Annotated in this window: 20 protein-coding genes; 13 read left to right on the top strand and 7 right to left on the bottom strand. The window is 66.3% G+C overall.

All coding sequences use genetic code 11. From position 1 onward, the window contains the following. Positions 1-34: 34 nt before the first annotated feature. The 5 genes from mfd to U5817_RS14850 all read left to right on the top strand — a co-directional run bounded on the left by mfd (position 35) and on the right by U5817_RS14850 (position 7,673). On the top strand, positions 35-3,493 hold the full coding sequence (gene mfd / locus U5817_RS14830; protein ID WP_407277838.1) for a transcription-repair coupling factor: 3,459 nt from the start codon (positions 35-37) through the stop codon (positions 3,491-3,493). 313 nt (positions 3,494-3,806) lie between these two features. Next, a complete protein-coding gene (locus U5817_RS14835) occupies positions 3,807-5,081 on the top strand; it encodes an NAD(P)/FAD-dependent oxidoreductase (protein ID WP_407277839.1) in 1,275 nt (424 codons plus the stop codon). A gap of 344 nt (positions 5,082-5,425) precedes the next feature. Next, positions 5,426-6,208, top strand: coding sequence for an ankyrin repeat domain-containing protein (locus U5817_RS14840; protein WP_169125402.1), 783 nt, complete (start codon positions 5,426-5,428; stop codon positions 6,206-6,208). Positions 6,209-6,251: 43 nt separating this feature from the next. Next, complete coding sequence (locus U5817_RS14845) at positions 6,252-6,677, top strand: VOC family protein (RefSeq protein WP_407277840.1); 426 nt, start codon at positions 6,252-6,254, stop codon at positions 6,675-6,677. Between the two features lie 66 nt (positions 6,678-6,743). Beyond that, positions 6,744-7,673 carry a calcium/sodium antiporter gene (locus tag U5817_RS14850; protein ID WP_407277841.1) on the top strand — a complete coding sequence of 310 codons (930 nt, stop codon included), beginning with the start codon at positions 6,744-6,746 and terminating at the stop codon, positions 7,671-7,673. 16 nt (positions 7,674-7,689) lie between these two features. Here the strand turns inward: U5817_RS14850 and U5817_RS14855 are convergent, their stop codons facing one another. From U5817_RS14855 to U5817_RS14870, 4 genes are all read right to left on the bottom strand, one after another. Then, a complete protein-coding gene (locus U5817_RS14855; RefSeq protein WP_407277842.1) occupies positions 7,690-8,757 on the bottom strand; it encodes a sulfate/molybdate ABC transporter ATP-binding protein in 1,068 nt (355 codons plus the stop codon). Then, positions 8,754-9,650: a sulfate ABC transporter permease subunit CysW gene (gene cysW / locus U5817_RS14860; protein ID WP_169125406.1), complete on the bottom strand. Its 897-nt coding sequence runs from the start codon at positions 9,648-9,650 to the stop codon at positions 8,754-8,756. Before cysW ends, U5817_RS14855 begins: the two co-directional genes overlap by 4 nt. Continuing rightward, a complete protein-coding gene (gene cysT / locus U5817_RS14865) occupies positions 9,647-10,543 on the bottom strand; it encodes a sulfate ABC transporter permease subunit CysT (protein ID WP_407277843.1) in 897 nt (298 codons plus the stop codon). Before cysT ends, cysW begins: the two co-directional genes overlap by 4 nt. Before the next feature lie 83 nt (positions 10,544-10,626). Further along, positions 10,627-11,622, bottom strand: a complete 996-nt coding sequence (locus U5817_RS14870; RefSeq protein WP_407277844.1) for a sulfate ABC transporter substrate-binding protein — start codon at positions 11,620-11,622, stop codon at positions 10,627-10,629. A gap of 330 nt (positions 11,623-11,952) precedes the next feature. Between U5817_RS14870 and U5817_RS14875 the strand changes: the two genes are divergently transcribed. Genes U5817_RS14875 through U5817_RS14885 form a run of 3 tightly spaced genes read left to right on the top strand, consistent with a single transcriptional unit; the run spans position 11,953 to position 13,326 of the window. Beyond that, complete coding sequence (locus U5817_RS14875) at positions 11,953-12,249, top strand: DUF1330 domain-containing protein (protein WP_407277845.1); 297 nt, start codon at positions 11,953-11,955, stop codon at positions 12,247-12,249. Next, the gene (locus tag U5817_RS14880) at positions 12,239-12,679 is read left to right on the top strand and encodes a disulfide bond formation protein B (protein ID WP_407277847.1); all 441 of its coding nucleotides are present in this window, start codon (positions 12,239-12,241) and stop codon (positions 12,677-12,679) included. Before U5817_RS14875 ends, U5817_RS14880 begins: the two co-directional genes overlap by 11 nt. After that, a complete protein-coding gene (locus tag U5817_RS14885; RefSeq protein WP_407277848.1) occupies positions 12,676-13,326 on the top strand; it encodes a DsbA family protein in 651 nt (216 codons plus the stop codon). Before U5817_RS14880 ends, U5817_RS14885 begins: the two co-directional genes overlap by 4 nt. A 123-nt stretch (positions 13,327-13,449) precedes the next feature. Here U5817_RS14885 and U5817_RS14890 read toward each other — a convergent pair whose 3' ends face one another. The 3 genes from U5817_RS14890 to U5817_RS14900 form a co-directional block, all read right to left on the bottom strand. Next, positions 13,450-14,112, bottom strand: coding sequence for a YceI family protein (locus U5817_RS14890; protein ID WP_169125412.1), 663 nt, complete (start codon positions 14,110-14,112; stop codon positions 13,450-13,452). Between the two features lie 61 nt (positions 14,113-14,173). Then, positions 14,174-15,037, bottom strand: coding sequence for an MCP four helix bundle domain-containing protein (locus tag U5817_RS14895; RefSeq protein ID WP_169125413.1), 864 nt, complete (start codon positions 15,035-15,037; stop codon positions 14,174-14,176). A 5-nt stretch (positions 15,038-15,042) separates the two neighbouring features. Then, on the bottom strand, positions 15,043-15,285 hold the full coding sequence (locus U5817_RS14900; RefSeq protein ID WP_169125414.1) for a hypothetical protein: 243 nt from the start codon (positions 15,283-15,285) through the stop codon (positions 15,043-15,045). Between the two features lie 253 nt (positions 15,286-15,538). Here U5817_RS14900 and U5817_RS14905 point away from each other — a divergent pair, with 253 nt between their 5' ends. The 5 genes from U5817_RS14905 to U5817_RS14925 all read left to right on the top strand — a co-directional run bounded on the left by U5817_RS14905 (position 15,539) and on the right by U5817_RS14925 (position 20,431). Continuing rightward, on the top strand, positions 15,539-17,599 hold the full coding sequence (locus U5817_RS14905) for an ATP-binding protein (protein ID WP_407277849.1): 2,061 nt from the start codon (positions 15,539-15,541) through the stop codon (positions 17,597-17,599). Then, positions 17,596-17,967, top strand: coding sequence for a response regulator transcription factor (locus U5817_RS14910; protein WP_407277850.1), 372 nt, complete (start codon positions 17,596-17,598; stop codon positions 17,965-17,967). The genes U5817_RS14905 and U5817_RS14910 overlap by 4 nt, the downstream gene beginning before the upstream one ends. Continuing rightward, positions 17,964-18,437, top strand: a complete 474-nt coding sequence (locus U5817_RS14915; RefSeq protein WP_407277851.1) for a chemotaxis protein CheX — start codon at positions 17,964-17,966, stop codon at positions 18,435-18,437. The genes U5817_RS14910 and U5817_RS14915 overlap by 4 nt, the downstream gene beginning before the upstream one ends. 140 nt (positions 18,438-18,577) lie before the next feature. Next, positions 18,578-19,999, top strand: coding sequence for a nucleotide 5'-monophosphate nucleosidase PpnN (gene ppnN, locus U5817_RS14920; RefSeq protein WP_407277852.1), 1,422 nt, complete (start codon positions 18,578-18,580; stop codon positions 19,997-19,999). 162 nt (positions 20,000-20,161) lie between these two features. Beyond that, entirely contained in the window at positions 20,162-20,431 is a 270-nt protein-coding gene (locus tag U5817_RS14925; protein ID WP_169125419.1) for a hypothetical protein, read from the top strand. Positions 20,432-20,527: the final 96 nt, after the last annotated feature.

The raw sequence follows: 20,527 nt of genomic DNA on the forward strand, positions 1-20,527 counted from the left end.
ACACGTCCGTCCGCGGCCCGGCCGCAACAGCCCGATGTCCCGACCGCTCGACGCCCTGATTCCGCAGCTCGCCTCACTCGCCTTTCCGAAACCCGGCGCACGCCTCGACCTCCCCGCCCTCGCGGGCTCCGCCGATGCGGTCGCGATCGCGCAGCTCGCCTCCCGCGGGCGCTGCCTGCTGCTGGTCACGGCCAATCCGCTCGATGCCCAGCGCCTGCAGGACGAGATCGCGTGGATTGCGCCGGGCCTGCGCACGCACCTGCTGCCCGACTGGGAAACCCTGCCTTACGAGAGCTTCTCGCCGCACCAGGACCTCATCTCCGAGCGCCTGTCGACGCTGTACGCGGTGAGCCGCGGCGGGGCCGACATCGTCCTCGTGCCGGCCTCGACGGCGCTGTATCGCATGGCGCCGCCCGCATTCCTCGCGGCCTATACCTTCTTCCTGAAGCAGGGCGCGAAACTGGACGTCGACCAGCTGCGCAACCAGATGGCGGTGGCCGGCTACACCCACGTCACGCAGGTCGTGAGCCCGGGAGAGTTCTCGGTACGCGGCGGTCTGGTTGACCTCTACCCGATGGGCGCGGTGCTGCCCTTCCGCATCGACCTCTTCGACGACGAGGTCGAGAGCATCAAGACCTTCGATCCGGACACGCAGCGCACGGTCTATCCGGTGCCGGAAATCCGCATGCTGCCCGCGCGCGAATTCCCGATGGACGAGAAGGGACGCACGCATTTCCGCAGCCGCTTCCGCGAGACCTTCGAGGGCGACCCCTCGCGCGTGTCGCTGTACAAGGACGTGTCGAACGGCATCGCGCCGGCCGGCATCGAGTACTACCTGCCGCTGTTCTTCGACGACACGGCGACGCTGTTCGACTACCTGCCGGCCGACGCCGCGGTGGTCCTCCATCGCGACGTTCCGGCGGCGATCGAGGAGTTCTGGCGCGACACGCGCTCGCGCCACGATTTCCTCAAGGGCGACCGTACGCGCCCGGTGCTGCCGCCGGACGCGCTGTTCCTCGGCCAGGAATCGTTCTACGCAGCACTGAAGGATCGACCGCGCATCCACATCGCCGCGCCGGATGCCGACGCGGCAACTGCTGCCGCATTGGCGCTTCCCGATCTATCGGTCGAGCGCAAGGCGACCGATCCGCTGCATCGCCTCAAGGCCTTCCTCGAAAGCGACTGGGCCATGGCCGGCGGACGGGTGCTGGTGCTGGCCGACGCCCCGGGCCGCCGCGAGACGATCTCCGAGTTCTTCGCCGAATACGGCCTGAAACCGGCGGCAAGTGCGGACTGCGCCGGCTTCCTCACCTCGACCGAGCCGCTAGCCCTGGGGGTCGGCCCGCTCGCGACCGGCTTCCTGCTGCCCGAAGCGAAGATCGCGATCGTCACCGAGTCCGAGCTGTACGCCGCAACGACGCGCACCCGCGCCCGCCGCGACACGCGCAAGGCCGCGACGATGGAAGGCTGGCTGCGCGATCTCTCCGAGCTCAAGCCCGGCGACCCGGTCGTGCATGAATCGCACGGCATCGGCCGCTATCTCGGCCTGATTCACATGGACCTCGGCGAGGGGCAGACCGAATTCCTCGACCTCGAGTACGCCAACGGCGACAAGCTCTACGTGCCCGTCGCCCAGCTGCATGTGATCTCGCGCTACGCCGGTGCCGACCCGGAGGCCGTCGAGCTGCACCGCCTCGGCTCCGGCCAGTGGGACAAGGCCAAGCGCAAAGCCGCCATGCAGGTGCGCGACACCGCCGCCGAGTTGCTGGCCCTGTACGCGCAGCGCGCCGCCCGCCCCGGCCACCGCTTCGACTTCAAGCAGCACGACCTCGACGCCTTCGCCGAGGGCTTCGGCTTCGAGACCACGCCCGACCAGCAGGGCGCGATCGACGCCGTCATCGCCGACATGAAATCCGGCCGCCCGATGGACCGCCTCGTGTGCGGCGACGTCGGCTTCGGCAAGACCGAAGTCGCCCTGCGCGCGGCCTTCATCGCGGTCGCCGACGGCAAGCAGGTCGTCGTGCTGACGCCGACCACGCTACTGGCCGAACAGCACTACCAGACCTTCTCCGACCGCTTCGCCGACTTCCCGATCCGCATCGCCGAGCTGTCGCGCTTCAAGAGCGCCAAGGAACAGGCCGAAGCCCTGAAGCAACTCGCGGAAGGCAAGGTCGACATCATCATCGGCACCCACCGCCTGCTGCAAAAGGACGTGCAGTTCAAGCGACTCGGCCTCGTCATCATCGACGAGGAGCACCGCTTCGGCGTGCGCCAGAAGGAGGCGCTCAAGGCGCTGCGCAGCGAGATCGACATCCTGACGCTGACCGCGACGCCGATCCCGCGCACGCTGGGCCTCGCGCTCGAAGGCCTGCGCGAGTTCTCGGTCATCGCCACCGCGCCGCAGAAGCGCCTCGCGATCAAGACCTTCGTGCAGCGCCACAGCAAGGGCATCGTGCGCGAGGCGGTGCTGCGCGAGTTTAAGCGCGGCGGCCAGGTGTACTTCCTGCACAACGAGGTCGAGACGATCGAGAACGTGCGCAACGACCTCGCCGAGCTCTTGCCCGAGGCGCGCATCGTCGTCGGCCATGGCCAGCTACCCGAGCGCGAGCTCGAGCGCGTGATGCGCGACTTCACGTCCCAACGCGCCAACCTGCTGCTGTGCACGACGATCATCGAGACCGGCATCAACATCCCCACCGCCAACACCATCATCATCAACCGTGCCGACCGCTTCGGTCTCGCCCAGTTGCACCAGCTGCGCGGCCGCGTCGGGCGCAGCCACCACCAGGCCTACGCCTACCTGCTGACCGACGCCCACGCCAAGCCGACGGCGCAGGCGCAGAAGCGACTGGAAGCGATCACGATGATGGAGGAGCTGGGCTCCGGCTTCTACCTCGCGATGCACGACCTGGAGATCCGCGGCGCAGGCGAGGTGCTCGGTGAAAACCAGTCCGGCGAGATCCAGCAGGTCGGCTTCAGCCTGTACACCGAGATGCTCAAGCGCGCGGTGCGCGACCTGCAGGCGGGCAAGGAACCGGACCTGAGCCAGCCGCTGGAAGTGGTGTCCGAAATCAACCTGCATACGCCGGCCCTGCTGCCCAACGACTACTGCCCCGACGTGCAGGAGCGCCTGACGCTTTACAAGCGTCTCGCGAACTGCGAAGCGGACAACGAGCTGCGCAACCTGCAGGAAGAGCTGATCGACCGCTTCGGCGAACTGCCGGCGCAAACCCAGGCCCTGATCGAATCGCACCGCCTGCGCCTGCTCGTGAAGCCCTATGGCGTGGCCAAGCTCGACGCCAGCGACGCGCAGATCAGCGTGCAGTTCGGCCCCAACCCGCCGATCGACCCGGTCAAGGTCATCATGCTGATCCAGAAGGACCGCAACACCAAGATGTCCGGCCCCGACCGCCTGATCCGCAAGGCCAGCCTGCCGAACCTCAAGCAGCGCGTTCAAGGCGTCCGGGAGCTGCTGGACGCCGTGAGGGCCTGATCCGCACGGTATCGCGCCCCGGCCCTGCACTCGCGCGGCCGCACAGCCGGGGCGGGGAACCGCGATTTCGACGCTGACGCACGCCCGTCGCGCTCGAGGCCGAGCCGAAAGCCGCATCGTCTACTGCCCCTCTTCGCTTTGTAACCCACGTCACCGATTAAAACATTAGACTATTCTAATGTTACTATCGGTTCGTGCACGCCGCGCCCTTCGGGCGCGCCGATGCAGTCGGAGGGAAAGCGCAATCGCTGGCTCCCTCCGTCGCCGACAGACCCGGTCACCGGGCGCCCGCAATCGACAAACGGAGGAGACAATGGCTCATATCGTGATCATCGGCGCAGGCATCGGCGGCATGCCGATGGCCTATGAGATGAAGCAACTCGCACGCCCCGGGGACGAGGTGACGGTGATCGCCAACACGGCGACCTTCCATTTCGTGCCGTCCAACCCCTGGGTCGCGGTCAGCTGGCGCAAGCGCGCCGAAATCGAACTCGAAATCGCCCCCCTGCTGGCCGCGCGCAAGATCCGCTTCATCCAGCAGGCTGCCGCCCGCGTGCATCCCGGACGAAATCAGGTCGAGCTCGCCGACGGCAGTTTCGTCGACTACGACTATCTCGTGATCGCGACCGGACCACGCCTCGCCTTCGAGGAGATTCCCGGCCTCGGGCCCGACGGGCATACGCAGTCGATCTGCCACGTCGACCACGCCACGACCGCGGCGGGCGTCTGGTCGGACTTCATCGCCGACCCCGGCCCCATCGTCGTCGGCGCCGTCCAGGGCGCCTCCTGCTTCGGGCCGGCCTACGAGTTCGCATTCATCATGGAAACCGATCTGCGCAAGCGCAAGCTGCGTGACCGCGTACCGATGACCTTCGTGACCTCCGAGCCCTACATCGGCCACCTCGGGCTAGGCGGCGTCGGCGACTCCAAGGGCATGCTCGAATCGATGTTCCGCGAGCGGCACATCAAGTGGATCTGCAACGCCAAGGTGACGCGCGTCGAAGAGGGCAACATGTTCGTGACCGAGCACGACGACGAAGGCAAGCCGAAGAAGGAACACGAGCTGCCGTTCCGTTACTCGATGATGCTGCCCGCCTTCAAGGGCGTCGACGCCGTCTTCGGCGTCGAGGGCCTGAGCAACCCGCGCGGTTTCGTGCCGATCGACGCCTACCAGCGCAACCCGGCCTATCCGAACGTGTACGCGATCGGCGTGTGCGTCGCGATCCCGCCCGTCGAGACGACCCCGGTACCGATCGGAACGCCGAAGACCGGCTTCATGATCGAGTCGATGGTCACCGCGACCGCGAAGAACATCCGCGCCGCCCTCGACGGCCACGAACCGGGCGAAAAGGCGACATGGAATGCCGTCTGCCTCGCGGACTTCGGCAGTTCGGGCGCGGCATTCATCGCCCTGCCGCAGATCCCGCCGCGCAACGTCAACTGGGTCTCCGAAGGAAAGTGGGTGCATCTGGCCAAGGTCGCGTTCGAAAAGTACTTCATGTACAAGGTGCGCAAGGGCAAATCCGAACCGATCTACGAGAAGATCGTCATGGATGCGCTCGGAGTCATGAAACTCAAGGGACGTTGAACTCACGGTCGGCGGCGTTACGCAAGCATTCGGACACCGGAGACGGCCCCGTCAGGTAGCGCAACCCGCGCGACATGGCCCCCCAGGGCGGGAGCGGCCGAATGCGTATCCCGGCATGCGGCGCTCAACTGCATTCGGCTTGACCGGATCGGCGGGACGCGCTGCGGGCCTACTGCCCCAGGAAGGTTCGTGCGCCGGCCATCGTCCGCATACCGCTCCTCCGCAGGTGTGCGAGAATGCAAACCATTCTCGCAACCTCGCAGCACGACGTCAGCGATCCACAGGCTCCCCGAGCTCGCACGTCGTCCGCAAATCGCGAACAACCGGCGACGGGACGCTCCCCCATGAAACACCCCCTCTTCGAGAGCCTTGGCGACAGGTATCCGGTCCATCTCGAAGAGAAATTCGACCGCATCCTCACGCGCATCGAGTTCCTGTGGGACACGCCCGAGATCCACGATTACTTCAGTGATCTGCTGATCGACAAGCGCGGCGGACGGCAGGGCTTCCCGCCCCTGGTGCTCGCCGACATCATCACGCTGCGCGAATTCCGCGAACTGGAGACCTTCCGCCAGGCCGAGCGCCGCGAACATGCGGTCCGGGAACTTGCCGAGCGCGGTGTCACGGTCGACCGGGAGGCGTTCCTTGCCGCCTTGCGCGCCGGCGATCGCGAACTCATCGACCTCTTCGTGCGCGCCCGATTCCCCTTCCACGGCATCGACGTGGACGGCACACCGCCGCTGCTCTTCGCATTGAAGCGCGGCTTCACCGTAATCGCCAGCATCCTCGTGAACGCCGGCGCGGACGTGAACGCCCGCGACCACCTCGGGCTCACACCGCTCCTCGTCGCCTGCGGCAAGCCGACCCAAGGCTACCGGACCATCGCCGAAGCACTCATCCTCCGCGGGGCCCAGGTGAACGTGCGCGATCCGCTGGGCAACACGCCCTTCCTCCTTTCCCTGTCGGGCGGCGTCCTCGACATCGCCGAGCTGCTGGCCGAACGCGGGGCGGACATCTTCGCGACCACGCGCAAGGGCGAAACCGCGCTCGCGCTGGCAAACCGGCTCGACACGCCGGAAGGGACACGCGTTGCCCAACTGATCCGCGACAAGGGCGCCACACGCTAAGCCTTGTGGCCCGGTAACGCGCCCCAAGCATCAGGAGAAAAACATGCAACCCAGACTCACGGTCCTGACCCTCGCGGTGGACGACCTTGAGCGCGCCCTGCGCTTCTACCGCGACGGCCTTGGCCTTCCGACGGAAGGCATCATCGGCACCGAGTTCGAACATGGCGCCGTCGCGTTCTTCGACCTGCAGCACGGCGTCAAGCTGGCGCTCTGGCCCAGGAGCAGCCTCGCGCACGATGCGGGACTGGCGGTTGGAGGCCCCTCCTCGACGCAGAGTTCGCTCGGGCACAACGTCGCGACCAGGGAGGAAGTCGATGCGGTGATGGAGCAGGCCCGGCTGGCCGGCGCACGCACGGTGAAACCGGCGGGAGACACCTTCTGGGGCGGCTATGCCGGCTATTTTGCGGACCCGGACGGCCATCTGTGGGAAGTGGTATGGAATCCGCATTTTGATCTCGCCGAATATTAGGCCGGCAATCAAATACGGAGCAGCAAATTCCGGTATCTTCGTATCCATGACCGGGGTACCGTTTCGATGAACGATTATCTGGGGCTCCTCGCCGGCGTCGTGGCCGCCGGCATCGGCGGCGAACTCTTCGTGCGCGGCACCGTCGGCCTCGCCCACTGGGCGCGCATCTCGCCGGGCATCATCGGCGCCACGGTCGCGGCATTCGCGACCTCCAGCCCGGAACTGTCGGTGTCGGTGAATTCCGCGCTCGACGGAACCCCACAGATCGCGCTCGGCGACGCGCTGGGCAGCAACGTCGTCAATGTCGCACTGATCCTCGCGCTGGCGCTGGTGATCTCCGGCATCCAGAGCCCGCGCGACAGTCTCAGGCGCGATTTTCCCGTCGCACTGCTCGTGCCCGTGATCACCGGCGTGCTGTTCCTCGACGGCGTGCTGTCGCGCGTCGACGGCCTGCTGCTGCTGGCCCTTTTCCTTGCTTGGCTAAGTGCCGCCGTGATCGAGGCTCGCCGTCAGCGCAGCGCGGCCGAGGCCGTGATGGGCGCCCCACGTGCCGGTGCGGCAATCGCGTCCGCCGTCGTCGGGCTGGGATTCCTGGTCCTCTCAGGGAACATCATCGTCATTTCCGCGAAGGGGATCGCGACGACCTACGGCATCGACGAGTTCATCATCGGCGCGACCCTCGTCGCCATCGGCACGTCCACCCCGGAACTCGCCACCACCGTCATCGCGAAGCTGCGCGGCCACGACGAGGTGAGCCTGGGCACGATACTCGGCAGCAACATCTTCAACGGACTGCTCATCGTCGCGGTCGCGGCCATCATCCACCCGATCGAAGCCGACTGGCGCGAAGTCGCCGTCGCCCTCGTCTGCGGCCTGATCGCGCTTGCCGTCACCTGGCCGCCCCGCGACGGCTTCATCAGCCGCCGCAGGGGCGTCATACTGCTCGCGCTGTATATGGTCTACATCGTTGCCATCGCTCAGGGGATGACGAGCTAGCAGCCCCGACCGGGGATCAGAACAGGAAGGGCTGCCTTCCCGCGGGCGCCGTCGCTTCGGTCGCGAACACCTTGGCCTGGCGCGGCTTGATCCAGACGGTCTTGCCAACCGGCAGATCTAGGCTCGCCGCGCGTTCGCGCGTGAGCTCGACCTCGATCGTCTCACCGTCGTGCTCGAGTTCTACGCGCACAAGCGGCCCGATCCGATGCACATGGCGCACTCCCGCCGTCATGCCACCGGCGAGCGGAGCCACGTCGAGTTCGATGTCGTGCGGGCGCACGAAGGCGATCGACCCCGCCGTGGGGGCCTCCCCTTCCCGCTCGACCTCCGCCCAGCTTCCATGCAGGCGGCTGTGGAAGACGTTCACGTTGCCCAGGAACTGATAGACGAAGGGTGACGCGGGGCTGGAGTAGACCTCGTCGGGCGAGCCGATCTGCTCGATATGGCCGCGGTTCATCACGACGACGCGGTCGGCGACTTCGAGCGCCTCTTCCTGGTCGTGCGTCACGAACACCGAGGAGATGTGCATCTCGTCATGCAGGCGGCGCAGCCAGCGACGCAGTTCCTTGCGCACCTTGGTGTCCAGCGCCCCGAAGGGCTCGTCCAGCAGCAGCACCTTGGGCTCGACCGCCAGCGCGCGGGCCAGCGCGATGCGCTGGCGCTGGCCCCCCGAAAGCTGCGAGGGGTAGCGCTGCGCGAGCCAGTCGAGCTGCACGAGCTTCAGCAGCCCCATCACGCGCTCGCGGATCTCGGCCTCGCTCGGGCGCTCCTTGCGCGGGCGCACGCGCAGCCCGAAGGCGACGTTCTCGAACACCGACATGTGGCGGAACAGCGCGTAATGCTGGAACACGAAGCCGACCTGGCGCTCGCGCGCATGCACGTGGGTCGCCTCCTGGCCGCCGAACAGCACCGAGCCGGCATCCGGCGTCTCCATGCCCGCGATGATGCGCAGCAGCGTCGTCTTGCCGCAGCCCGAAGGCCCCAGCAGCGCGACCAACTCGCCGGTCGGGATGTCGAGGGAGAGATCGTCGAGCGCGACGAAGTTGCCGAAGCGCTTGCTGATGTTGCGGATTTCGATGCTCATGGGCGTTCCGTGGCCACGGTCGGCGGCAGTTCGGTTTTTTCGGGCGGCAGATCGGCGGTCAGCATTTCGGTTTCCTTGCGCATGCGCCACTCGACGACGGTCTTCGCGACCAGGGTCACCAGGCCCAGGAAGGCGAGAACGGTGGCCGCGGCGAAGGCGCCGATCTGGTTGTATTCGTTGTAGAGGATCTCGACATGCAGCGGCAGCGTGTTGGTCTCCCCGCGGATGTGGCCGGAGACGACGCTCACCGCGCCGAACTCGCCCATCGCCCGGGCGTTGGCGAGGATCACGCCGTACATCAGGCCCCACTTGATGTTCGGCACCGTCACGCGCCAGAACATCTGCCAGCCGGAGGCGCCGAGCGAGATCGCCGCCTCTTCCTCGTCACGCCCCTGCGCCTGCATCAGCGGGATCAGCTCGCGCGCGACGAAGGGGAAGGTCACGAACAGCGTCGCGAGCACCATGCCGGGCAGCGCGAAGATGATCTTGATGTCGTTCGCGGCGAGCCACGAGCCGAAGAAACCCTGGGCGCCGAACAGGATGATGAAGATCAGGCCGGCGACGACGGGCGACACCGCGAACGGCAGGTCGATCAGGGTCGTAAGCAGGCTCTTGCCGCGGAACTCGAACTTCGCGATCGCCCACGCCGCTGCGACGCCGAACGCGATGTTGAAAGGCAGCACGACCGCGGCGATGGTCAGCGTCAGCAGCATCGCGGAACGGGCTTCGGAATCCTTGAGTGCCTCCCAGTAGGTCTGCGCACCCTGCGCGAAGGCCTCCCAGAACACCGCGATCAGCGGCAGCACGAGGAACAGGAAGAGGAAGCCGAGGGCGACACCCGTCAGCAGCAGGCGGACCCAGCGCGGCTCGGCGGTGGCACGGCGAACGGTCATGGACGGGCCTCCACCAGTGCGCCGGGTGCGAGCGCCTCGGCCGGCTCGGCATCGCTGCCCTTGGCGTGCCGGTTGGCCGCCCACCATTGCAGCAGGTTGATCACGAGCAGCATCACGAAGGAGATCACCAGCATCACCACCGCAAGCGCCGTCGCGCCCAGCAGGTCGTACTGCTCGAGCTTGGAGATGATCAGCAAGGGCGTGATCTCGGAGATCAGCGGCATGTTGCCGGCGATGAAGATCACCGAGCCGAACTCGCCGATCGCGCGCGAAAACGCGAGCGTGAAGCCGGTGAGCCAGGCTGGGAAGATGCCCGGCAGCAACACCCGCACGAAGGTCTGCCAGCGCGTCGCGCCTAGCGAGGCCGCGGCCTCCTCGACCTCGGCCTCGATGTCCTCGATCACCGGCTGCAGCGTGCGGACGACGAAAGGCAGGGTCACGAAGATCAGCGCGACGACGATGCCCAGCGGCGTGAAGGCGACCTTGATGCCGAACTTGGCGAGGAATTGCCCGACCCAGCCGTTCTCCGCGTACAGGGTCGCGAGCGTGATGCCGGCGACCGCCGTCGGCAGCGCGAACGGCAGATCGACCAGGGCGTCGACGAAGCGCTTGCCCGGAAACGGATAGCGCACCAGCACCCAGGCGACGATCAGGCCGAACACGGCATTCACCGTCGCCGCGAACAGGGACGCGCCGAAGGTGACCCGGTAGGACGCCAGCGCACGCTCCGCGGTGGCGATCTCCCAGAAATTGTTCCAGCTCAGTTTGCCGGTCATGAGGATCATGCCGCCGAGCGGTATCAGCACCAGCAGGGTGAGGTAGGTCAGCGTGTAGCCCAGCCCCAGGCGGAAGCCGGGCAGGACGCCATCCCGTTTGGCGGGAGTGGGAAACATGTCGAGAATCTAACCGTCAGTCGTGGGAATCGAAAAGCGCAGCGGCCCGCGATGGGGCCGCTGCGCATGAAAGGCCCGGGATTTTACTTCTGAACGTAGATCTGGTCGAAGCTGCCGCCGTCCTTGAAGTGCGCGGGCGCCGCCTTGCTCCAGCCGCCGAACACCTCATCCACGGTGAAGGTCTTGATCGCAGGGAATTGCGCCGCATGCTTCTTCAGCACTTCGGCGTCACGCGGGCGCAGGTAATTCGCCGCGGCATTCTCCTGCCCCTCCTTCGACCACAGGTACTCCAGGTAGGCCTGCGCCACCTTGCGCGTGCCCTTCTTGTCGACAACCTTCTCGACGATCGCAACGGGGAACTCGGCCAGGATGGACAGGCTCGGGTAGACGACTTCGAATTCGCCGCGTCCGAACTCCTTCGCGATCAGCTCCGCCTCCGACTCGAAGGTGACGAGCACGTCGCCGATCTTGCGCTGCATGAAGGTGGTCGTCGCATCGCGGCCGCCCGACGCGAACAGCGGCGCGTTCTTGAGCATCGCGCCGACGAATTCGGCCGCCGCCTTGTCGTTGCCGCCAGGCTGCTTGAGCGCGTAGCCCCATGCCGCGAGATAGGAATAGCGGCCGTTGCCGGTGTTCTTGGGGTGCGGGATGATCAGCTGGGTGCCGGGCTTGGCGATGTCGTTCCAGTCCTTGATCGCCTTCGGATTGCCCTTGCGCACGATGAACACCATCGTCGAGGTGTAGGGCGAGGCGTTGTCGGGGAACTTCTTCGGATAATCCTTGGCGACCAGCCCCTTCTCGGCGAGGAAATCGACGTCGGTGGCCTGGTTCATCGTCACCACGTCGGCCTCGAGGCCGTCGGCCACTGCGCGCGCCTGCTTCGACGAACCGCCGTGCGACTGGCGCAGTTCGACGGTCTCGCCGGTCTTCTCCTTCCAGTGCTTCTGGAACAGCGGGTTGTAATCCTTGTAGACGTCACGCGCCACGTCGTAGGAGACGTTGAGCAGATTGGACTGGGCGGACGCGCCGGTGGCGAAGGCGAATCCGGCTGCGAGCAACAGGCTGGTCAGTTTCTTCATGCTGAATCCGATAGCGGGCGATGTGAGGAGAAGGCTCCGACGATAGCCCATGCCAGGATGTATGACAACGCATAAAACCTTATTTCCATATAACCTCATCACCTATACAACCCATCTTGCACCGCCGCAACGCGATATGCCGTCCCGGCACCCGCGCACGTACCTGGATCGTTTGCACCGCACCGAACGAGACGCCATGCCGGTCACGGACGCGGAACCAATGACGTCGCTATGACTCGGATATAATCCGCGCCTTCCTGCCGTGACCTTCCGGTCCGGCGCAGCCTTGCCGCGCGGCGGCCCCTCGTTCCTCTGCCACCAGGACACCGGATGAAACAGAAAGCCCCGGCCTATGTCATCGGCCACATCACGATCAAGGATCCCGCCAAATGGGACCAGTACCGCTCGCGCGTCCCCGGCACGCTGGAGGGCTGGGGCGGAGAGCTGGTGCTGCGCGGCAAGCGCGTGACCGTGCTGGGCGGCGAGCATGCGCACACCGATACCGTGGTGCTGCGTTTCCCCGACATCGATTCGCTCAACGGCTGGTTCAACTCGCCCGTCTATCAGGCACTGATTCCGCTACGCGAACAGGCCGCCGACGTCGTCCTGATCTCGTATGAGAGCTGAACCCTCCCAGGCAGCCCAGCCGGGCTGGACGCCGCTGTTCGGGGCGTGGCTGGTGGCCGCCTCCTCCATGCTCGGCGCACTCTTCCTCGGCGAGGTCATGGAGCTGCCGCCCTGCGTGCTGTGCTGGTGGCAGCGGATCGCCATGTTCCCGCTCGTGCTGATCCTGCCCGCGGGGATGTTCCCCCTCGATCGCGGCGTGCTCCGCTACGCGCTGCCGCTGACGCTCGCCGGCTGGCTGGTCGCCCTGTTCCACGTGCTGCTCGTCGCGGGCGTGATTCCCGAGCGCATTCAGCCCTGCTCGCGCGGCGTCTCGTGCAGGGAGATCCAGATCGAATGGCTCGGCTTCCTGACCATTCCGATGCTGTCGCTGATTGCCTTCACGCTGATCGCCGGTTTGCTTCTTTTTGCCCAACGCAGGATGTCCAGATGAACCAGAAGTACATTTTCGGGATCGCCGCCGCCCTGATGGTCGCGGTCTTCGCCACCGCCACGCTCGTCCATGACTCGGAGAAGGGTGCCCGCCGCGACGAGGTCGCCGAACAGAACCGCGCAATCCTCGTGCGCGAGCACTCGCCGACGCTGGGTGAAGCCGAAGCGCGCGTGCACATCGTCGAATTCCTTGATCCGGCCTGCGAGACCTGCCGCGACTTCTACCCCTATGTGAAGCAGCTGATGGCCGCGGCGCCCGGACGCATCCGCGTGAGCGTGCGCTACGCGCCGTTCCACGACGGTTCGGAGCAGGTCGTGAAGCTGCTGGCAGCGGCGAAGCTCCAGGGCAAGTTCTGGGAGACGCTCGAGGCGCTGTTTGCCGCCCAGCCCAACTGGGCCTCGCACCACAACCCGCAGCCCGACATGGTGTGGAACTTCATCAACGGCGTGGGCCTCGACATCGAAAGACTGAAGGCCGACATGGCCTCCCCGGCGATCGACGCGATCGTCCGGCAGGATCTGGCCGACGCGCGCACGCTCAACGTGACGAAGACCCCGGAGTTTTTCGTCAACGGCCGCCCGATGCCCAGCTTCGGCTACGAGCAACTCAAGCAGCTCGTTGTCGACGAGTTGAATACCCAGTACTGAGCGTTACTGCCGCGGGACCACGGCCGTGGCCCGCAAAACAATTCGGCCCTGCGGGATGGCAGGGCCGAACGTGATACCGAATGCAATCCATGCGGCCTCCCGGGCCGCACCGGCAGCCGACGCTTACTGGCGGATGCCTTCGATCGACAGCGCGATCTCGACGGTATCGCCGACCACGCGCGGCAGGCCATAGGTCATGCCGAAATCGCTGCGCTTGATCGTCGTCGTACCTTCGAATCCGGCACGGGTGTCGCCGCGCGGCCCCTTCCCTGCGCCCGTCAGCTTCAGGTTGAAATCGACCGGTTTGGTGACGCCGTGGATCGTGAGGTTGCCCGACAGGACACCCTCGCCACGGTTGTTCCAGTTCACCCGCGTCGACTCGAAGCTCATGGTCGGAAATTGCGCCACGTCGAAGAAGTCGGGGCTCTTCAGGTGGTCTTCCAGCTTCTGGTGCTTGGTGTTGACGCTGGCCACCGGCACCGTGGCGCTGACGGCGCTTTCGGCCGGTTTCTGCCCGATCACGAAAGTGCCCTTGATGTCGTCGAAACGCCCCATGAAACGGCTGACGCCGAGGTGCGAGATGAAGAAATAGACGTGCGAGTGGGCGACGTCGATCACGTAATCCCCGGCAGCGAGGTCGCCCGTAGCGGGCTTGGCGGCGGCGGTGCGTGTGGTCGTCTTGGTGGCGACGGCACCCGACGCCGACTGCTGCTGCGCGTGGGCAGGCAGCGCCAGGGCGGTTCCGAGGGCCAGGGCGAGGAGCAGCGGGCGGAGAGCGATACGCATGGGAGTTCCTTGTCTCAAGAGTTGCCGGATGATGCGGTAATGTGCAGCGAGGTGTCGGTTGTCAGCGGGAGCGCGCCTTGAGCCGGACGATCATCGCTTCCATCGTCACGCGCATGCGCTCGAGCGAAGCGGCAAGCCGCTCGAAGTCCTTGACGCCGCCAGCCTCGAATTTCTTGCCCAGGTCGCCCAGACTCATCTTGTCGGCCGATTCGATCAGCGACTCGAGCGGACGGGTGATCGACCCCGGGATCGTCGCGAGAAGGCCGCCCGCAAGCAGCAGGCCGGCCACGGCGAAGCCGATGTTCACATAATCGACGACATTGAAGTTGCTGCGGATGCGCTGGTAGGCATGGGCCGACTCTTCGGCTCGGGTGCGCGCCAGCTTCGTGGCTCCTTCGATCAGGACGCTGTTGAAGCGATCGACCACCGGGCGCAGCTCCTCGTTGGCGCGCACAGCCTTGTTGTAGGTCTGCGAACCGCCAGCCGTATCGCCTTCGTCAAGCATCGAGACGTCGTAGCTGAAACCTTCGACGATGCGTGCGAATTCCTTCTGGTAACCGTCGAGCGCGCCCTTCCACTGCGCGAATGCGGTGCTGTCGGCGGGAAGGTAGATGCCCTTGCTGTTGGCGACCATCGCTTCGAGCTGGCCGAGGATGCGCGCATGCGTGGCGTTCCAGTCTTCGAGCACGGCATTGCGCCCGTCGACGTTGCCTACGTAGATCAGGTATTCCTTCTCCTGGCGCCGCAGCTGTTGCGCCGACGCGAGGAGGTCGGTGATCTCGGTCGCGGCGATGAAGTTCCTGTTCACCGCCGTATCCACGAGGTCCTGGGTGCGCGAACCGTAGAAGAAGGTTGCTGCGCCCTGAACGAAGATGAACGCGAGCAGCACGGAGAAACCGAGGATCAGCTTGTTTCGGATGGTCATGACGGTCAGGAATTTGGAGTTGAGAGGAGTCCGGCGACCAGTTCCTTGATGATCCCGTCGCGATCGACGGTCTCGGGGAGCTCGCGCTGCAACCGGGCGAGGAAGGTCATCAGCTGGCGCGGGGGCAGCTCGCCATCCTCGAAGCCCAGATCGAAAAGGACATCATCGACGATGATTTCGCCCAATACGCCGATTTCACGCGCCAGGCGCTCGACGGTAAACTGCTTCCAGGACGGATTTGTGGACATCTGAACTTTCGCCGTTTGCCGATTGCGGCAGGAGGCTGTCGCAATCGGCGATGGAACTTGTAAGCGGATATTACCGGGATATTCAGGAATGCATCAACCATAAACCTGACTGCCCGGCCATAAAATATTTCACACCCGAAAGGAATTATTTTCGATTCCCGCGCGGCGCGGGACTTGTAGCGTCCCGACACGAAAATGTAACAACCGAACTGTAGCCTCCGCGACCTCCGCCCCACTCCCACGGTCGCCCCGGATGCCCTCGCTGCAATCCTTCCTGCCCGGCAAATACCGCGTGCTCGTCATTGCCGTTGCTGCTTTCTTTTTCGTGAGCGTCGGGGTCTATACGCTCAACTACGTCCTGCTGCAGAACGTCGAGCGCGACGCCAGGGGCATCAACGCAGGCGGCAAGTTGCGCGGCTACTCGCAGCAGCTCGCCAAGGCGGTGCTGACACTATCGCATGAATCCGCTGCGGGCGACCCGATACAGACCAGCCAGGCGCAGATCTCGGAGGCATACCTGGCCTTCGACCTGGCGCTCGCCGAAGTGCAGGCCTTTGCGGCGGAATCGCAGGACGGCCCAGCGCTCGACCTGGCGAACAAGCTCGACCGGCAGTGGCAGCCGTTGCGGGATGCGGCGATCGCGCTGCTGGCCTCGGCCACGCCCGAGCGGGCCGCAGTCGAGGCCGCGGTCACGCTGAGCAACACGCGCAACGTCCGCCTGCTGCAGCTCGCCGACGACCTGACGCGCGAACAGGAACGCCTCGCGGCGGATCGTGCGCGCTCGATGCGGGTGCTGCAGTCCGGCGCGATCACCGTCGCGCTGCTGATGTTCGCCTTCGTCGTGGTGCACGTTGCGCGCCGCCTGAGCCGCAGCGACCGGGAAGCGGAGCAGGCGCGGCGCGAGACGACGGACATCCTGCGCACGGTGCGCGAAGGCCTGTTCCTGATCGACCGCAACGGCACGATCGGGACGCAGCGTTCGGAACACCTCGCCCGGGTGTTTCCCCACCCGCTGGCGCCGGGCGACAATTTTCTCGTGACCCTGGCGGCACTGGTGACGCCGGAAACGATGGACTCCGCCCGGCAGTACATCGGGCTGCTGCTCAACGAACGGGTGAAGCCGGCGCTGCTGGCCGACCTCAATCCGCTGCAGCGGGTGCAGCTCGGACAAGCCGGTGGCTCGCGCGCGAAATATCTCAGCTTCACGTTCCAGCCCGTGCGCGACGGCGCGCGGAGTGGCATCACGGGGATGCTGGTCGCGGTGGCCGACGTGAGCCAGGAAGTCAGGCTGGAACGCGAACTCGCGGACGCCGAGGAACGTGCCCGCAGCGAGGTGGCCCTGCTGCTCGACGTGCTGGACAAGGATCCGGCGGACGTGCGTCGCTTCCTCGACGACGCGCGGGCGAAGCTCGACGGACTGAACGCCGCCCTGCGCGACGTCACCCCGGACACGCGCGCCTACCTGACGACGGTGACAAAGGTGTTCCGCGAGGTGCATTCGATCAAGGGAGAGGCGGCGGCGCTCGCGATCGGCGCGGTCGCGGCGCAGGCCCACCGCTTCGAGGACGAGCTGGGCGCGCTGCGCCATCGCAGGACGCTGACCGGCGACGACCTCATCCCGGTTGCCACCGGGATCGGCCACCTGATGCAGGAGCTGGCGAAGATCGACGCGGTGATCTCGCGCCTCGCGGCCTTCGCACAGCCTGCAGCCGACGCCCGCGCACAGGCCGGCGCGACCCATCCGGGAGATGACGCCGTCCTCCAGACGATGCAGCGCATCCAGCGGCTCGCGCTGGCGGTTGCATCCGACCTCGACAAGAAGGTGCGCATCGAAACCTCGCTCCCGCAGGTCGGCGCGATTCCCGAGGCGGTCCATCGCCTGTTGCGCGAAGGCCTGCCCCAACTGGTCCGCAACGCGGTCGTGCATGGCATCGAGGCGGTGGCGGAGCGGCGGGACGCGGGCAAGCAGGAGGAAGGCCGCCTGCGCATCGAACTGGCGCGCTCGGCGGACGGGGGCCTGGAGCTCAGCGTGACCGACGACGGGCGCGGCATCGACGTGCATGCCCTGCGCCGCCGACTGACCGAAGACGGGCACCGGCCGGCCGCCGAGGTCGCCGCGATGAGCGACCGCGACGTGGTCGCAACGCTCTTCGCCCCGGGCGTCTCCACTGCGGCGTCCGTCAGCGAACACGCCGGCCGCGGCATGGGCCTCGATGTCGTCGGGGCGCTGGCACGCGAGACCGGCGCCCGGCTGAGGCTCGCGTCCACTCCGCGCGCCTACACGCGCTTCACCCTGCAATGGAGTCCCGCATGAAGGCAAGGCTACTGATCGTCGACGACTCGATGGTCATCCGCAATCTGATCGCACGGCAGATGCTCGACGAGCGCCTGCCGCCGATCGACCTGGTGGGCCTCGCCGGCGACGGCGAACAGGCGCTGGCCATCGCGCTGTCGAGGAAGCCCGACTTCATCACGATGGACCTCACGATGCCCAACATGGACGGAGAGGCCTGCATCGAACGGCTCGCCGAGGTCCTGCCGGGCGCCCGCATCATGGTGGTGTCCGCCCTGAGCGACAAGGCCACGGCGCTGCGCGCCATCAGCAAGGGGGCACACGGCTTCCTGCACAAGCCCTTTTCCGAAGAACAACTGGTTGTCGCCCTGCTGGAGCTGATGAGTTGAATTTCCGCGCGTTGAACCACGAAGACATCGAGGTCTTTTCCGAAGCCATCTCGGCCTTCTTCCTCAACATGACGCACGAATCGGCCGTCGTGCGCACCGCCTACCTGCTCGATGGCAGCTCCGCCCCCTTGTGGAGCGATTTCAACGGGATGATCGACGTGTCCGGCGGCTTTCGCGGCAGCATCACCTTTTCGGCGCCCCACGGCATGCTGTCGCAGGTGTTGCAGGCGATCGGCGAACGCGAGCATTCGGTGGACCGCTGCCTCGATGTGGTCGGCGAGATCGCCAACATGATGTCGGGCCGCGCACGCCGCCACTTCGGCGAGGAACTGGCGATCTCGCCGCCGTCGGCCCGCCTGCGCACGCTTCCGCCGTCGGTCCCGCGCGCCACGGGTGTTCCCTTCGCGATCCCGCTGCGCTGGCGCACACACGAGGCGAACCTGGTCGTGCACCTCGACATCCGCCGCTGACGCGGTCGGCTTGCGGAGCCGCAGCCGGCGTTGCCGGCATGCATTTCGCCACCGACACGCCTACCATGCACGGTTCCGGAGCGACGGACGGGACCACCGTCCCGCGCGGCCGATCAATCCCGAGCACGAGATCCCATTCCATGAGCAAGCCTTCATCCGCAAGATTCCCAGTCGTCGACGCCCAGGTCTCGCCCACCGGACGCATGGAGGTGCTGTCGCGAACGGAAGCCGCACGTCTCTCCAGCCAGGGCCAGGGCGGACTGCGGGAAACCTTCCGCAACTGCGCCCTCGCGGTGCTCAACTGCGGCAATCCGCTCGACGACGGCAAGGAACTCCTCGCGCGCTATCCGGACTTCGACATCGAGATCATCCAGCGCTCGCGCGGCATCAAGCTGGACATCCGCAACGCGCCGGCGAGCGCCTTCGTCGACGGGCTGATGATCCGGGGCATCCAGGAACACCTGTTCGCGGTGTTGCGCGACGTGGTCTATGCGAACGGAGACACCGGCGGCGCAGCCCCCGGCCGATTCGACCTCGGCAACTCGGAGGGCATCACCGACGCGGTGTTCCACATCCTGCGCAATGCCGGGATCGTGCAGCCGGTGATCCAGCCCAGCGTCGCGGTGTGCTGGGGCGGGCACTCGATCAGCCGCGAGGAGTACGACTACACCAAGCGCGTCGGCTACGAGATGGGCCTGCGCGGGCTGGACATCTGCACCGGCTGCGGCCCGGGGGCGATGAAGGGGCCGATGAAGGGCGCGACGATCGGACACGCCAAGCAGCGTATCGGCAAGCCGCGCTATCTCGGCTTCACCGAGCCCGGGATCATCGCCGCCGAATCGCCCAACCCCATCGTCAATGACCTGGTGATCCTGCCCGACGTCGAGAAGCGCCTGGAGGCCTTCGTGCGCGCGGGCCACGGCTTCGTCGTGTTCCCCGGCGGCGTCGGCACGGCCGAGGAGATCCTCTATGTGCTGGGCATCCTGCTGCATCCGGCCAATGCCGCCCAGCCCTTCCCGCTGGTGTTCACCGGGCCGAAGAGCGCCGAAGAGTACTTCCGCCGCATCGACAGCTTCATCGGCGAGACGCTGGGCGACGAGGCGCGCAGCCGTTACCGCATCATCATTGACGACCCCGCCGCGGTCGCGCGCGAGATCCATGGCGGAATCGGCAGGGTGCGCGCCTTCCGCAAGGAACATCGTGACGCCTATTACTTCAACTGGCTGCTGCGCATCGAACACGAGTTCCAGCAGCCCTTCCGGCCGACACACGCGAACATGCGGCGCCTCCGGCTGCACCGCGGCGAGCCGAAGCACCTGCTCGCGGCCGACCTGCGGCGCGCCTTCTCCGGCGTCGTCGCAGGCAACGTCAAGAACGAGGGCATCCGCGAGATCGAGCAGCACGGTCCGTTCGAGATCCACGGCGATCCGGAGATCATGGGGCCGATGGACGCCCTGCTCGCCTCCTTCGTCGCGCAGGGGCGCATGAAGCTGCCGGGGACGGAATACAACCCCTGTTATCGCGTCGTACCCGGTGCGCAGGCGATCGAACCCACCGTCTGAGCGGGCGAGACGCAGCCCTGTCACGGCGGCTGTGTTGCAGTAATGCCATGATCACCCGGCGGCATATGCCGCCGGGAAGTGCGCGGGAAATATGTTCGTAACGATTAGCGGGTAAAATTCCCCGAAAGAACAAGACCGAATAGCACCAATCCACCGACGATCATGAAAAGCCACACCAAAGAGAACTTCCTGCCGGCCGAACCCGGCTTCCACCGCGAGCGTGAAGACGGCCTCTACGACCCCGTCCGTTTCGTCTTCGTGAACGACCGAATGCGCGAGCGCATCCTGATCGAGCGCCGCGCCATTCTGGACGCCCTGCCGCCGTTCAACCGCGTGCGCCAGGAGAAGATCTTCAGCAAGTACGATCCGAACGAACGCCACCGGAGCTTCCAGAATATCCTGCGCATGTACGGCCGCCCGGCCAACGCATGACCGACGGTGTCGTCCGGCCCGAGCCGGACCGTTGAACGAAAAACGCGGCCTGGCCGCGTTTTTCGTTTGTGGCGCGGGCGCCGCCGGCGCCCGCCA

Source organism: Aromatoleum evansii, from assembly GCF_045689615.1.
GTDB lineage: Bacteria > Pseudomonadota > Gammaproteobacteria > Burkholderiales > Rhodocyclaceae > Aromatoleum > Aromatoleum evansii.